This window comes from Enterobacter sp. Taxon_2 (genome assembly GCF_058355295.1).
Map to the genome: position 1 here is coordinate 1,744,305 of NZ_CM178024.1, position 14,933 is coordinate 1,759,237.

The 14,933-nt window shown below is 57.7% G+C and carries 11 protein-coding genes and 1 tRNA gene; 7 read left to right on the forward strand and 5 right to left on the reverse strand.

The annotated features are described in order from the left end of the window. Positions 1-146: 146 nt before the first annotated feature. Positions 147-785, forward strand: coding sequence for an HTH-type transcriptional regulator RutR (gene rutR / locus AC4IC4_RS08150; protein WP_008499819.1), 639 nt, complete (start codon positions 147-149; stop codon positions 783-785). Here the strand turns inward: rutR and AC4IC4_RS08155 are convergent. Both AC4IC4_RS08155 and putA read right to left on the reverse strand, forming a co-directional pair. Then, positions 782-1,177, reverse strand: a complete 396-nt coding sequence (locus AC4IC4_RS08155; protein WP_491472805.1) for a lysozyme inhibitor LprI family protein — start codon at positions 1,175-1,177, stop codon at positions 782-784. The two genes, rutR and AC4IC4_RS08155, sit on opposite strands and share 4 nt — an antisense overlap. 101 nt (positions 1,178-1,278) lie before the next feature. After that, the gene (putA, locus tag AC4IC4_RS08160) at positions 1,279-5,241 is read right to left on the reverse strand and encodes a trifunctional transcriptional regulator/proline dehydrogenase/L-glutamate gamma-semialdehyde dehydrogenase (protein WP_491472530.1); all 3,963 of its coding nucleotides are present in this window, start codon (positions 5,239-5,241) and stop codon (positions 1,279-1,281) included. Between the two features lie 423 nt (positions 5,242-5,664). On the opposite strand from putA, the gene putP reads away from it, so the two are divergent. Both putP and AC4IC4_RS08170 read left to right on the forward strand, forming a co-directional pair. Continuing rightward, a complete protein-coding gene (gene putP / locus AC4IC4_RS08165) occupies positions 5,665-7,173 on the forward strand; it encodes a sodium/proline symporter PutP (protein WP_024909642.1) in 1,509 nt (502 codons plus the stop codon). Positions 7,174-7,286: 113 nt separating this feature from the next. Further along, positions 7,287-7,706, forward strand: a complete 420-nt coding sequence (locus AC4IC4_RS08170; RefSeq protein WP_032648964.1) for a DUF3574 domain-containing protein — start codon at positions 7,287-7,289, stop codon at positions 7,704-7,706. Positions 7,707-7,787: 81 nt separating this feature from the next. On the opposite strand, the gene AC4IC4_RS08175 is transcribed toward AC4IC4_RS08170, so the two are convergent. Next, positions 7,788-8,972 (reverse strand): NupC/NupG family nucleoside CNT transporter, encoded by a 1,185-nt coding sequence (locus AC4IC4_RS08175; RefSeq protein ID WP_024908972.1) that lies wholly within the window; start codon positions 8,970-8,972, stop codon positions 7,788-7,790. A 251-nt stretch (positions 8,973-9,223) separates the two neighbouring features. Between AC4IC4_RS08175 and efeU the strand changes: the two genes are divergently transcribed. The 4 genes from efeU (at position 9,224) to phoH (ending at position 13,802) form a co-directional block, all read left to right on the forward strand. Beyond that, positions 9,224-10,057: an iron uptake transporter permease EfeU gene (gene efeU, locus AC4IC4_RS08180; RefSeq protein ID WP_491472531.1), complete on the forward strand. Its 834-nt coding sequence runs from the start codon at positions 9,224-9,226 to the stop codon at positions 10,055-10,057. A 40-nt stretch (positions 10,058-10,097) separates the two neighbouring features. After that, positions 10,098-11,225 carry an iron uptake system protein EfeO gene (gene efeO, locus AC4IC4_RS08185; protein ID WP_024908974.1) on the forward strand — a complete coding sequence of 376 codons (1,128 nt, stop codon included), beginning with the start codon at positions 10,098-10,100 and terminating at the stop codon, positions 11,223-11,225. 5 nt (positions 11,226-11,230) lie between these two features. Continuing rightward, positions 11,231-12,514 carry an iron uptake transporter deferrochelatase/peroxidase subunit gene (gene efeB, locus AC4IC4_RS08190; protein WP_090417395.1) on the forward strand — a complete coding sequence of 428 codons (1,284 nt, stop codon included), beginning with the start codon at positions 11,231-11,233 and terminating at the stop codon, positions 12,512-12,514. Positions 12,515-13,013: 499 nt separating this feature from the next. Beyond that, on the forward strand, positions 13,014-13,802 hold the full coding sequence (gene phoH, locus AC4IC4_RS08195; RefSeq protein ID WP_024908976.1) for a phosphate starvation-inducible protein PhoH: 789 nt from the start codon (positions 13,014-13,016) through the stop codon (positions 13,800-13,802). Positions 13,803-14,017: 215 nt separating this feature from the next. On the opposite strand, the gene AC4IC4_RS08200 is transcribed toward phoH, so the two are convergent. Both AC4IC4_RS08200 and AC4IC4_RS08205 read right to left on the reverse strand, forming a co-directional pair. Further along, a tRNA-Ser gene (locus AC4IC4_RS08200) sits at positions 14,018-14,105 on the reverse strand. Between the two features lie 137 nt (positions 14,106-14,242). Further along, positions 14,243-14,920, reverse strand: coding sequence for an isochorismatase family protein (locus tag AC4IC4_RS08205; protein WP_032638688.1), 678 nt, complete (start codon positions 14,918-14,920; stop codon positions 14,243-14,245). Between the last annotated feature and the right edge of the window lie 13 nt (positions 14,921-14,933).

The following is a 14,933-nucleotide window of genomic DNA, read 5'->3' on the forward strand; positions in this document are numbered from 1 at the left end:
TGGTGGATTGATGCGGCTAAATGTGGACTAACTGGTCAAAAACATTGCACAGAAAACAGGCATTCATGCGCGATCGGAGTGCAGGATGTCGTGGCGAGACGGGGGTTTTGCTATGCTGAGGGCAACGCAGAATAAGGAGAGCGGGAATGACACAAGGCGCAGTGAAAACACCAGGTAAACGTTCGCAGGCGGTGAGCGCTAAGAAACAGGCGATCCTCAGCGCGGCGCTGGAGACCTTTTCGCAGTTTGGTATTCACGGCACGCGCCTGGAGCAGGTGGCGGAGCAGTCCGGGGTATCCAAAACCAATCTGCTCTACTACTACCCGTCGAAAGAGGCGCTCTATGTCGCGGTGATGCAGCAGATCCTCGATATCTGGCTGGCGCCGCTGAAAGCGTTCCGCGAAGAGCTGGCCCCGCTGGTGGCGATCAAAGAGTACATTCGCCTGAAGCTGGAGGTGTCGCGCGATTACCCGCAGGCTTCACGACTGTTTTGTCTTGAGATGCTGCAGGGGGCGCCGCTGTTGCAGGCGGAATTAACCGGAGATTTAAAACAGCTGGTGGACGATAAGTCGGCCATTATCGCCGGATGGGTGGCCAGCGGAAAACTGGCTCCGGTCGATCCGCATCATCTGATCTTTATGATTTGGGCCTCCACCCAGCATTACGCTGACTTTGCGGCCCAGGTCGAGGCGGTGACTGGAAAAACGCTCCAGGACGAAGCGTTTTTCCACAGCACCCTGGAAAACGTGCAGCGGATGATTATCGAAGGGATCCGCCTGCGTTAGTTCCCCGGTGGGAGAGGGCAGCTTAAGTCGCCCTCTTCGCACTGCATCAGCGAGGCCAGAAACGCTTCGCGCTCCACGGTTTTTTCCGCCAGGCACTGGTTAACAATCATTGGCTGGACGCTCCCGCCTTCCGTCCCCGAACCGATAAACGCACAGTCCGCGTCGCGCAGGGCAATCCACGCCTGCTGCGCCTTTTTCAGCAGCTCGCGCTGGGGGGCAGCCGCACGCTTGATGGCGGCCTGATAGGTCTGGTTGAGCTTTTTATCGGCAGTCTGGTACTGCTGCGCGCTACAGGTATTCAGCTCAAGCTGGGTAGTCGCTTTGTCGCACTCGTCGGCCAGCGCGCTAGCGCTCAGCAGCAGCGCTGCGCCTGCGAGAAATACTCTTTTCATCATCCCCTCCGTGTAAAAAAGCCGGATGCGCTGCGCTTATCCGGCCTACGGTTGTTTTGTAGCCCCGGTAAGCGTAGCGCCACCGGGGAAAGTTTACACGATTAACCGATGGTCATCAGGCTGGCGTTACCGCCTGCTGCCGCGGTATTGACGCTGAGAGAGCGCTCTACATACAGGCGTTCCAGCAGCAGGTTGGTTTCCCCGCGCGCGAAGCCCTGCACCGAAACAATTGCCCCGCTGCGGGCCGCCACCTGCTCGCAGAGTTCGCGTAGCTGGTCGGAATCACCGTGATAAATCACCGCATCAAACGGCTGCGTCATCAGCGCATCGGCTTTCGCGAAGTGAATGCGGGCCGAGACCGCTTTCGGCAGCTGTTTGGCGAGATCGCGATGCAGCGCATCGTCCGGCCACAGCACTTCACAACCGGTTGCCATCGCGGCAGCCAGCTGCACCAGCGCGTCCTGCTCGTTATCGGCCACGCACAGTACGCGCTCGCGCGGCATCAGCGTCCAGGTGTTGCGCTCGCCGGTCGGCCCCGGCAGCAGACGCTGCGTACCGGCCTGTGCCAGCTCGCCGTACTGCTGCGCAACGGCACGCAGTACAGGACGTTTCTCCGCCCAGGCGATCAGGGCCTCCAGCGGCTGCGTCAGCACGGTTTTCAGCTGTGCATCGACCGGATATTCCGCATCCTGACGTGCCAGGGTGACGCCCAGTGCGTTCTCAGGACGGTTCGCCAGCAGACGGTACAGGTAGAGCGGACCGCCCGCTTTCGGGCCGGTGCCGGAGAGGCCTTCACCGCCGAACGGCTGCACGCCCACGACCGCGCCAACCATGTTGCGGTTAACGTACAGGTTGCCCACTTTGGCGCTGCCGGTGACCTGCGCGATGGTCTCGTCGATACGGGTATGTACGCCGAGCGTCAGGCCATAGCCGGAGGCGTTGATCTGCTCAACCAGCTCGTTGAGGTTGTTACGGTTGTAGCGCACCACGTGCAGTACCGGACCGAAGACCTCTTTTTTCAGCTCGTCGAAGCTCGCCAGCTCGATAAGCGTAGGCGGCACAAAGGTGCCGGTACGCCACTCGCGGGTATCTTCGCTGTTTTCACGCACCGCCTGGAACACCGGACGGCCTTTCGCGCGCATGGTCTGAATGTGGTTTTCGATGTTGGCTTTGGCTTCCGCGTCGATCACCGGCCCGATGTCGGTGGTGAGACGGCCCGGGTTGCCCATACGGCATTCGGCCATCGCGCCGCGCAGCATCTTCAGCGTGTGGTCCGCCACGTCGTCCTGCAGGCACAGCACGCGCAGGGCGGAGCAGCGCTGACCGGCGCTGTCGAAGGCGGAGGCTAGCACGTCAACCACCACCTGCTCGGTGAGGGCGGAGGAGTCAACGATCATGGCGTTCATGCCGCCGGTTTCCGCGATGAGCGGCGTAGGACGCCCCTGCGCATCCAGACGGGTGGCAATGTTGCGCTGCAGCAGCGAGGCCACTTCGGTCGAACCGGTAAACATCACGCCGCGCACGCGGTTATCAGAGGTCAGTTTGGCGCCCACGGTTTCACCGCGGCCCGGCAGCAGCTGGACCACGCCCGCCGGTACACCGGCTTCCAGAAGAATGTTGATGCCCTGCGCGGCAATCAGCGGGGTCTGCTCTGCCGGTTTTGCCAGCACGCTGTTGCCTGCGGCAAGCGCGGCGGCAATCTGGCCGGTGAAGATCGCCAGCGGGAAGTTCCACGGGCTGATACAGACGACCGGACCGAGCGGACGGTGGGTTTCGTTGTCGAAATCATCGCGCACCTGACCGGCGTAGTAGTGCAGGAAGTCGACCGCCTCGCGCACTTCGGCGATGGCGTTACTGAAGGTTTTACCCGCTTCGCGCACCAGAATACCGATGAGCGACTGCATCTGATCTTCCATCAGCACCGCCGCGCGCTCCAGAATGGCGGCACGCTCCTGTGGCGGCGTGGCGAACCAGATAGGGGCGTTATTCACCGCGCTGTCCAGCGCCTGATCCACTTCCGCATCGGTGGCTTCACGCACGTAGCCGACGATATCTTTTGGCTCTGCCGGGTTGATAACAGGCTGCATGTCGCCGTCAGCAGCGGGCTGCTCCAGCATCGGTTTGGCCTGCCACTTCTGCAATGCGCTGTTGAGCAGGGCAGAGGAGAGGGATGCCAGACGGTGTTCGTTGGCGAGATCCAGGCCCGCCGAGTTAACGCGGCCTTTGCCGTACAGCTCGCGCGGCAGGGCAATCTTCGGATGCGGCAGACCAATCTGGCCTTCCTGGGCCGCCATCTTCTCTACGGCCTGCACCGGGTCGGCCACCAGCTCGTCCAGCGGCAGGGTGGTGTCAGCGATGCGGTTAACGAAGGAGGTGTTCGCGCCGTTTTCCAGCAGGCGACGCACCAGGTATGCCAGCAGGGTTTCGTGGGTACCCACCGGAGCATAGATACGGCACGGGCGGTTCAGCTTGCCGTCCGCCACTTTACCGGTCACCTGCTCATACAGCGGTTCACCCATGCCGTGCAGGCACTGGAATTCGTACTGGCCCGGGTAGTAGTTCTGCCCGGCCAGGCTGTAGATTGCCGCCAGGGTGTGGGCGTTGTGGGTAGCGAACTGCGGATAGATCAGGTTCGGCACGCCGAGCAGCTTTTTCGCGCAGGCGAGGTAAGAGACGTCGGTATAGACCTTGCGGGTATAGACCGGATAGCCTTCCAGCCCTTCCATCTGGGCGCGTTTGATTTCGCTGTCCCAGTAGGCCCCTTTCACCAGACGGATCATCAGGCGACGGCGGCTGCGGCTGGCCAGGTCAATCAGGTAATCAATGACGAACGGGCAGCGCTTCTGGTAGGCCTGGATAACGAAGCCGATGCCGTTCCAGCCCGCCAGCTCCGGCTCGAAGCACAGTTTTTCCAGCAGGTCGAGGGAGATCTCCAGACGGTCGGCCTCTTCGGCGTCGATGTTGATGCCGATGTCATACTGGCGCGCCAGCAGAGTCAGGGACTTCAGGCGCGGGTAGAGCTCTTCCATCACCCGGTCGTACTGCGCGCGGCTGTAGCGCGGGTGCAGGGCGGAAAGCTTAATCGAGATGCCCGGGCCTTCATAAATACCGCGACCGTTGGACGCTTTACCGATGGCGTGGATCGCCTGCTGGTAAGAGACCATATAGGCCTGCGCGTCGGCGGCGGTCAGGGCCGCTTCGCCGAGCATGTCGTATGAGTAGCGGAAACCTTTATCTTCCAGCTTGCGGGCGTTCGCCAGCGCTTCGGCAATGGTTTCCCCGGTGACGAACTGCTCGCCCATCAGGCGCATTGCCATGTCCACACCTTTGCGGATCAGCGGCTCGCCGCTCTTGCCGATGATGCGGTTCAGGGAGCGTGACAGGTTGGCTTCGTTATGGGTCGAGACCAGCTTGCCGGTAAATAGCAGGCCCCAGGTCGCCGCGTTGACGAACAGCGACGGGCTGCGGCCAATGTGGGAATGCCAGTTACCGTTGCTGATCTTGTCGCGGATCAGCGCGTCGCGGGTGGCTTTATCCGGAATACGCAGCAGCGCTTCCGCCAGGCACATCAGCGCCACGCCTTCCTGTGAGGAAAGGGAGAACTCCTGAAGCAGACCCTGAACCATCCCGGCGCGGCCGGTGGCGGTCTTCTGGTTACGCAGTTTGTCAGCCAGCTGGTACGCCAGGCTGTGCGCCTGGGCGGCAACGGCTTCCGGCAGGCGAGCCTGCTCCAGCAGCATCGGCACGGCGTCGGTTTCGGCGCGACGGTACGCGCCGGTGATGGCGGCACGGCTGACGGACTGCGGCAGGATCTGCTCGGCAAATTCAAGGAACGGCTGATGGCTCTCGTCGCCAGCGGCTGGCGCTTCCTCGCTTTCGTTCGCTGCACCGGCGAGCAGGGCAGGCAGCTCCGGCAGCCCCTCGTCGCTCTCGAGTCTTTCGAGATAGTTAAAAATCGCCTGCTTAATTAACCAGTGCGGCGTGCGGTCAATGCGGGTTGCTGCGGTCTTAATCCGTTCGCGGGTTGCGTCATCCAGCTTAACCCCCATGGTGGTCATACCCATGCCAAAGCTCCTGTTGTGCTTTCATCGTGTTTGGTCGTTAGCGTGAAATATCCACCATGTTGCAACTTTGTGCAACCGTGTTAAATGTGACCTGGTTTGCAACCCGGGAAATGAATGAATTGTTAACGGATGGTTAGCTGGAAAAACGTGCTGCCTTTGTCCCGGGAAGCCTGTTTTTATGCGGGAGTTAACACTTTTAAAAGGTGCAACCCGTAAAAGCGTGAGCGAGTGCAACCTATAGGAAACTCGTATCAAGCCGGGGATGAAATTGATGTAAATGCAGTGTTAAATCGTTTGTCAGCGGAGGGCGCATACGGCAGGATAGCGCGCCTCACCGAAACACAAGATACCGTCACCACGTTCCGGTGATCATATAACAAGGCAACCCGGACGGTTGTCGCTCGACACTTTTGGAGAATTTGAATGGCTATTAGCACACCGATGCTGGTGACATTTCTCGTTTATATATTTGGCATGATCCTGATAGGGTTTTTGGCATGGCGTTCAACAAAGAACTTTGACGACTACATTCTGGGCGGACGCAGTTTAGGCCCAATGGTGACCGCACTCTCTGCGGGCGCTTCCGACATGAGCGGCTGGCTGCTGATGGGGCTGCCAGGTGCGATTTTCATCTCCGGTATCTCGGAAAGCTGGATTGCCATCGGTCTGACCGTCGGTGCATGGATCAACTGGAAGCTAGTGGCAGGCCGTCTGCGCGTGCACACCGAGGCCAACAACAACGCCCTGACGCTGCCGGACTACTTCACCGGACGCTTTGAAGATAACAGCCGCGTGCTGCGTATTATCTCGGCGGTGGTGATCCTGGTGTTCTTCACCATCTACTGTGCCTCCGGCATCGTGGCCGGTGCGCGCCTGTTCGAAAGCACCTTCGGCATGAGCTACGAAACCGCCCTGTGGGCCGGTGCTGCGGCGACCATCCTCTATACCTTCGTGGGCGGCTTCCTGGCCGTCAGCTGGACCGACACCGTGCAGGCGAGCCTGATGATCTTCGCCCTGATCCTGACCCCGGTGATTGTGATTTTCACCGTTGGCGGCTTTGGCGATTCGCTGGAAGTGATCAAGCAGAAGAGCATCGAAAACGTCGACATGCTGAAAGGGCTGAACTTCGTCGCTATCGTCTCCCTGATGGGCTGGGGTCTGGGCTACTTCGGTCAGCCGCACATTCTGGCGCGCTTTATGGCGGCGGATTCTCACCACACCATCGTTCATGCGCGCCGCATCAGTATGACGTGGATGATTCTGTGTCTGGCGGGCGCGTGTGCGGTCGGCTTCTTCGGTATTGCCTACTTCAGCAATAACCCGGCGCAGGCGGGCGCGGTAAACCAGAACGCCGAGCGCGTGTTTATCGAGCTGGCGCAGATTCTGTTTAACCCGTGGATTGCCGGTATTCTGCTCTCCGCGATCCTGGCGGCGGTAATGTCCACCCTGAGCTGCCAGCTGCTGGTCTGCTCCAGTGCGATCACCGAAGACCTCTACAAAGCCTTCCTGCGTAAAAACGCGAGCCAGAAAGAGCTGGTGTGGGTAGGGCGCTTTATGGTGCTGGTGGTGGCGCTGATTGCCATCGCGCTGGCGGCCAACCCGGAAAACCGCGTGCTGGGTCTCGTGAGCTACGCGTGGGCGGGCTTTGGTGCGGCGTTTGGTCCGGTCGTGCTGTTCTCCGTCATGTGGTCACGTATGACCCGTAACGGCGCGCTGGCGGGAATGATTATCGGTGCGCTGACCGTTATCGTCTGGAAACAGTTCGCGTGGCTGGGCCTGTACGAAATCATCCCAGGCTTCATCTTCGGCAGCATCGGTATCGTGGTCTTCAGCCTGCTGGGTAAAGCACCGTCTGCCTCCATGCAGAAACGCTTTGCGGAAGCAGACGCGCACTACCACTCCGCACCGCCGTCTAAGCTGCAGCCGGAATAATTCTCCCCTCACCCTAACCCTCTCCCCAAAGGGGAGAGGGAATAAACCTCTCTTGCTAAATTCTGCAATTTACGTTGATATCGCTGCACTTATAACAATGAGGATAGCGAAGCATGACAATCAAAACAGGGTTAATGGCGGCGGCATTATTGATGCTGGCGGGCTGCAACGCGCCATCGCAACATGCGGCGGTAGAAACCTGCAAAGCGGATAACCAGATGCAGCAAACCACGCTCTATTTCGGCTTAAACCGTCCTGCCGGGGCGCAGATCACCAGCAACGAATGGCAGCAGTTTGTTGACCAGGACGTGACGCCGCGTTTCCGCGATGGCTTAACGGTGTTTGATGCCCGCGGGCAGTGGCTGGGGAACGACGGGAAAGTGGCGCGTGAACCGAGCAAGGCGTTGATGCTAATCCACGGTAAAGATGCGCAGAGCGAGAAGAACATCGAAGCGTTGCGCGGGATTTATAAGTCACGCTTCGCGCAGGAGTCGGTAATGCGTGTCGATCAGCCGGTGTGCGTGCAGTTTTAATGAAAACGGCGGGATAACCCGCCGTTGTTGTATCGTAGGCCCGCGCAAGCGAAGCGCCGCCGGGCACAAACGGCACAAAACTTACAGCACCAACCCCGCAAAGCTCGCCGACAGCAGGCTCACCAGGGTCGCACCGTACACCAGACGCAGACCAAACCGCGACACCACGTTACCCTGCTGCTCGTTCAGGCCCTTAATCGCCCCGGCCACGATGCCGATGGAGGCGAAGTTCGCGAACGACACCAGGAATACGGATAAAATGCCCAGCCCGCGCGGGGACATCTGGTGCGCTATTTTTTGCAGCTCAATCATCGCCACAAATTCATTCGCCACCAGCTTGGTTGCCATAATGCTGCCCGCGTTTAAGGCATCGCTCAGAGGAATCCCTACCAGCCATGCCAGGGGATAAAATACATAGCCGAGGATTTGCTGGAAGCTCATGCCAAATACGCTGGAGAAGAGGGCGTTAACGGCACTAATAAGCGCGATAAAACCAATCAGCATCGCCAGTATAATCATCGCCACTTTAAAACCGGCCAGAATATACTCGCCAAGCATCTCGAAGAAGCTCTGCGATTCATGCAGTTTTTCCAGTTTGATATCCGGCTCCGCTTCCGGTCGCGTCGGGTTGATGACCGTGAGAATAATAAAGGTGCTGAACATGTTCAGAATCAGCGCCGCGACGACAAATTTAGCGTCGAGCATGGTCATATATGCCCCGACAATTGACAGGGAGACCGTCGACATGGCCGTGGCTGCCATGGTGAAGAGACGACGAGAGGAGAGATCGCCCAGCACGCCTTTGTAGGCAATGAAGTTTTCCGACTGACCGAGGATCAGCGAACTCACCGCGTTAAAAGATTCCAGCTTGCCCATACCGTTCAGTTTTGACAGCAGCGTACCGATTACCCGAATAAAAATCGGCAGGATCCGCCAGTGCTGAAGAATACCAATCAGCGCGGAAATAAAAATAATCGGGCAAAGTACGCCGAGGAAAATGAACGCCAGCCCTTTTTCTCCCATGCCGCCAAAGACGAAATTGGTACCTTCACCGGCAAATTTGAGCAGCGACTCAAAAAATCCTGAGACGTATTTAATCAGGAATAACCCGCTTTCGGCGTGCAGGAAAAAGAACGCCAGAGCAATTTCTATGACAATCAGCTGTAAAACAAAACGAATGCGAATTTTTCGGCGGTCGAAACTCACCAGCCAGGCAAGCGCGAGAATAATGACCAGCGCCAGCAGGAAATGGACAATTTTAAACATAATTTAATTTCACCAGGTGTTTGAGGCGGTTATTTAGCCACAGCCCTGAATCAGCGTAAATGGGCATTTTCGTTATAACTTATAAACTTAACGATAACACCTGAAACTATTATCAGGCTGGGCGTTTACAACTCGTTATCAAAACACCGCACATTTCGCTTGTGTTTCTTTCTGCCGTAATGATAATCACTATCACAAGAATTTACCTTTCTTTGCATCAGTTGACCTCGATAAACATTTAAGGTGTCGGCATGTTTGTTCCATTTCTCATTATGTTACGTGAAGGGCTCGAAGCCGCCCTTATCGTGAGCCTCATCGCCAGTTATCTGAAGCGAACCCAGCGCGGGCGCTGGATTGGCGTCATGTGGGTCGGGGTATTCCTTGCCGCGGCGCTCTGCCTGGGCCTCGGTATTCTCATCAACGAAACCACCGGCGAGTTTCCGCAGAAAGAGCAGGAGCTGTTTGAGGGTATCGTCGCCGTGATTGCGGTGGTGATCCTCACCTGGATGGTGTTCTGGATGCGTAAAGTCTCCCGTAACGTGAAGGTGCAGCTGGAGCAGGCGGTGGATAACGCGCTGCAAAAGGGCAATAACCACGGCTGGGCGCTCATTATGATGGTCTTTTTCGCCGTCGCGCGCGAAGGGCTGGAGTCTGTTTTCTTCCTGCTGGCGGCGTTTCAGCAGGATGTGGGGATCTGGCCGCCGCTGGGGGCCATGCTGGGCCTCGCCACGGCCGTGGTGCTCGGTTTCCTGCTGTACTGGGGCGGTATCCGCCTGAACCTGGGCGCCTTCTTCAAGTGGACCAGCCTGTTTATTCTGCTGGTGGCCGCAGGTCTGGCGGCAGGGGCGATTCGCGCCTTCCATGAAGCGGGCCTGTGGAACCACTTCCAGGACGTGGCGTTCGACCTCAGCAACGTCCTCTCCACGCACTCTCTGACCGGCACCCTGCTCGAAGGTATCTTCGGCTATCAGGAAACGCCGAGCGTCAGCGAAGTGGCGATGTACTTTATTTATCTGGTTCCGGCGCTGGTGCTGTTCGCTATGCCGCTGCGTACCGGCACGCAGGCGTCGCGCGTTGCGCCGTAATAGTTGATTTAGTTACAACATACTTTTAAAGGGAAGAGTCATGGCAATTCAGTTCCGTCGTAGTGCGTTATGCGCAGGCATTGCCGCGCTGTTCGCTTCTGCATTCTCCGCCTGGGGCGCGGATGTTCCACAGGTTAAGGTCACCGTCAACGACAAGCAGTGTGAGCCGATGACCCTCACGGTGAACAGCGGAAAAACCCAGTTTATTATTCAGAACCACAGCCAGAAGGCGCTGGAGTGGGAGATCCTGAAAGGCGTTCTGGTGGTGGAAGAGCGTGAAAATATCGCCCCTGGCTTCAGCCAGAAGATGACCGCCAACCTGCAGCCGGGCGAGTATGAGATGACCTGCGGTCTGCTGACCAACCCTAAAGGGAAGCTGATCGTCAAAGGTGAAGCGACGGCCGATGCGGCGAAAGGCGCTGCGGTGCTGAGCCTGGGCGATGCGATTACCGCGTATAAAGCCTACGTCACGAAAGAGACGGCGGACCTGGCGACGGCAACCAAAGCCTTTACCGATGCGGTGAAGGCCGGTGATATCGAAAAAGCGAAATCCCTCTATGCGCCAACCCGTCAGCACTACGAGCGCATCGAGCCGATCGCCGAGCTGTTCTCTGACCTTGATGGCAGCATTGATGCCCGCGAAGATGATTTCGAGCAGAAAGCCGCCGATCCGAAATTCACCGGCTTCCACCGTCTGGAGAAAGCCCTGTTCGGCGATAATTCTGCCAAAGGGATGGAGAAGTATGCCGACCAGCTGAACAGCGACGTGCTGGAACTGCAAAAGCGCATCAGCGAGCTGGCCTTCCCGCCGTCAAAAGTGGTGGGCGGCGCGGCCGGGCTGATTGAAGAAGTGGCCGCCAGCAAAATCAGCGGCGAAGAGGATCGCTACAGTCATACCGATCTGTGGGACTTCCAGGCCAACGTCGACGGCGCGCAGAAAATTGTTAACCTGCTGCGTCCTCAGCTGCAGAAAGAGAACGGCGAACTGCTGGCCAAAGTGGATGCCAACTTCAAAAAGGTCGACACCATTCTGGCGAAGTACCGCACCAAAGACGGGTTTGAAACCTACGACAAGCTGACCGATGCCGACCGTAATGCGCTGAAAGGCCCGATTACCGCCCTGGCGGAAGATCTCTCTCTGCTGCGTGGCGTACTGGGTCTGGACTAAGCACGATGAATAAGCATAGCGAGAACGACGTGGTTGAGCCTTCACGTCGTCGGTTGTTAAAAGGGGTAGGGGCGCTGGGGGGCGCGCTTGCTCTGGCCGGTGGCTGTCCGGTGGCGCATGCGGCGAAACCGCAAAGCGCGCCCGGCACGCTGTCACCCAATGCCCGCATGGAGACGCAGCCGTTTTATGGCGAGCATCAGTCGGGCATCCTGACGCCGCAGCAGGCGTCTATGATGCTGGTGGCCTTTGATTCGCTGGCCAGCGATAAAGCCGATCTGGAACGCCTGTTCCGCCTGCTGACGACGCGCATCGCGTTTCTTACCGCCGGTGGACCGGCGCCCGATACGCCGAACCCGCGTCTGCCGCCAATGGACTCCGGCATTCTGGGGCCGTTTATTGCCCCGGATAACCTGACCATTACCGTTTCGCTCGGTGAATCGCTATTTGACGCGCGCTATGGGCTGGCAAAACAGAAGCCGAAGGCGCTGCAAAAAATGACGCGTTTCCCGAATGACTCCCTGGATGCGGCGCTGTGTCACGGCGACCTGCTCCTGCAAATTTGTGCTAATACCCAGGACACGGTGATCCACGCCCTGCGCGACATCATCAAGCACACGCCGGATCTGCTGAGCGTGCGCTGGAAGCGGGAAGGATTTATCTCGGACCACGCCGCCCGCAGCAAAGGGAAAGAGACCCCGGTGAACCTGTTGGGCTTTAAGGACGGTACGGCCAACCCGGACAGCCACGATGGCGCGCTCATGAAGGAGGTGGTGTGGGTCACTGCCGATCAGGGCGAACCGGCATGGGCGGTGGGTGGAAGCTATCAGGCGGTGCGGATTATTCAGTTCCACGTGGAGTTCTGGGACCGCACACCGCTCAAGGAGCAGCAGACAATCTTTGGTCGGGATAAGCAAAGCGGGGCTCCGCTCGGCATGAAGAACGAGCATGATGTGCCTGACTACGCCCGCGATCCCAATGGCGATGTAATTGCGCTGGACAGCCATATTCGTCTGGCCAATCCGCGCACCAAAGAGACGCAATCGAGCCTGATGATGCGTCGGGGCTACAGCTACTCGCTCGGCGTGACCAACTCCGGTCAGCTCGATATGGGGCTGCTGTTCGTCTGTTATCAGCACGATCTGGAGAAAGGTTTCCTGACGGTTCAGAAGCGTCTGAACGGTGAAGCGCTGGAAGAGTACATTAAACCTATCGGCGGCGGCTATTTCTTTGCCCTGCCAGGGGCGCGCGACAGTAACGCGTACCTCGCTCAAGGGCTGATCGAAGCCTGATAATCGTCCCTGCGATAGTTCGCGGGGACATTATTTTTTCATATGACTATCTTGTTGTTATATTTCTGTAATATTTCTATATAAGACTGAATCCACTGCAGGTGCAGTCTTAAAAGTTGCATTCAGGTAAAATAAATGTTGCATTTGTGATAACTCCTGATGTACTTAAGATAAGACAGCGGTAGTTCCCGGCAGTGATGCTGAATCACTATGGAGATCGCGAATGGTTGCGTCCTGTACTGGACAAGGTAAACATAACAACCGCAGCACCCGGCGCGGAGGCTCAGACTCCGGCAGCGATTTCCTCACCACTAAATTCTCCCCCCTTCCTCAAGAATCTGATTCGACCGACGTGCAGAACGGTGCGCGTAGCTGTTCCGTATCGTCATCCGATAAAGCAAGCAATGGCTTACAAGGAAGCCAACCCTCTGATGTTCGTGCGCATAATCGTGCCGAAGCTGGCGCGTGTGATGAATACCAACAACTCAAGGTGCTATCCATGGGAAGACAAAAAGCAGTGATCAAAGCTCGTCGCGAAGCAAAACGTGTGCTGAGACGGGATTCACGTAGCCATAAACAGCGTGAAGAAGAATCGGTCACCTCGCTTGTGCAGATGAGTGGCGTAGAAGCAATTGGCATGGCCCGAGACAGCCGTGATAATTCTCCAATTGTGGCGCGCAATGAGGCTCAGGCGCACTACCTGAATGCTATCGAGAGTAAACAGCTCATCTTTGCTACCGGTGAAGCCGGATGCGGGAAAACCTGGATTAGTGCAGCCAAAGCGGCGGAAGCGCTGATCCATAAGGACGTGGAAAGAATCATTGTTACCCGTCCGGTACTGCAGGCTGATGAAGATCTCGGCTTCTTGCCCGGAGATATTTCGGAGAAGTTTGCCCCGTACTTCAGGCCCGTCTATGACGTGCTGGTGAAGCGGCTGGGCGCATCCTTCATGCAGTACTGCCTGCGACCAGAGATTGGCAAGGTGGAAATCGCGCCGTTCGCCTATATGCGCGGACGTACATTTGAAAATGCGGTCGTCATTCTTGACGAGGCTCAGAACGTGACCGCTGCGCAAATGAAGATGTTTTTAACGCGCCTCGGGGAGAACGTGACGGTTATCGTTAACGGCGATATTACCCAGTGTGACCTGCCATCCGGCGTGAAATCCGGGCTGAGCGACGCCATGTCACGTTTTGAGGAAGATGAGATGATTGGGGTGGTACGCTTCACCAAAGAGGACTGCGTGCGTTCGGCGCTCTGCCAGCGCACGCTGCAAGCGTATTATTGAGTTTGCTGTTGTGTTCAAGGCCCGGGAAACCGGGCTTTGTTTTTTGTGCGGACATGTGTCGGGTGGCGCTGCGCTTACCCGACCTACAATACCCGTAGGCCTGGTAAGCGCAGCGCCACCAGGCATAAAGAGCGCAGGGAGTCTCAAGGTTCGAACCCCCAGGTGCGATCCAAAAGAAAAAAGCCCGCATTTTCATGCGAGCTCTTCTTCAAATATGGCGGTGAGGGGGGGATTCGAACCCCCGATACGTTGCCGTATACACACTTTCCAGGCGTGCTCCTTCAGCCACTCGGACACCTCACCATATTGTTTTGCTGCCTGACCGCTTGGGGGGCAACGGGGCGCTACTATAGGGAGTTGCGCTAAAACGGTCAAGCAGATTTTCTGTATTCGTGTGCGTTCGGTTAAGCCTTAATCAGCTCTTGTCGCAGCACGGGTTATTAACGCTGAGAATCGAGCACTTCGCTGTTTTTAACCACTTCCTGTGCTTTGCCGTAGCTTTCGATCAGCAACTGGTAAGCAGGGAAGATGTGGGTGTATACCTCAGCCCACTCCGCCGCGTCCTCACGGTTCCAGGTTCGCTGGATCTCAGAGGCCACCGCCGCCGTATCCATCGGAACCACACCGGCCTGCACCACGCGCGCCAGGGTGATCTCCTGCGCCATCTTGCTGTAGGTGCCGGAGGCATCAATCACCGCAAATACTTTATACCCGTCCGCCACCGCGCTAATTGACGGGAAGGCCATGCAGACGCTGGTGATAGTGCCCGCGATAATCAACGTTTTGCGCCCGGTGGCTTTTACCGCAGCCACGAACTCCGGGTTATCCCAGGCGTTGATTTCACCTTTACGGGCAACATATTGCGCATGCGGCGCGTTGGCGTGGATCTCCGGGATAAGCGGTCCGTTCGGTCCCTGTGGAACGGACGCGGTGGTGATCACCGGGATCTTCGCCAGGGTCGCGATCTTCGCTAACGCTGCCGCACGAGCGCGCAACTCTGGCATTGGCATATCTCCGACGGTCTGGAACAGACCGCTCTGGTGATCGATAAGCAACATCACCGCATCGTTCACATCAATAACCGGACGGGTGCCATTAAAATTCGCAGGTGTAGACATCTTCTTCTCCTTT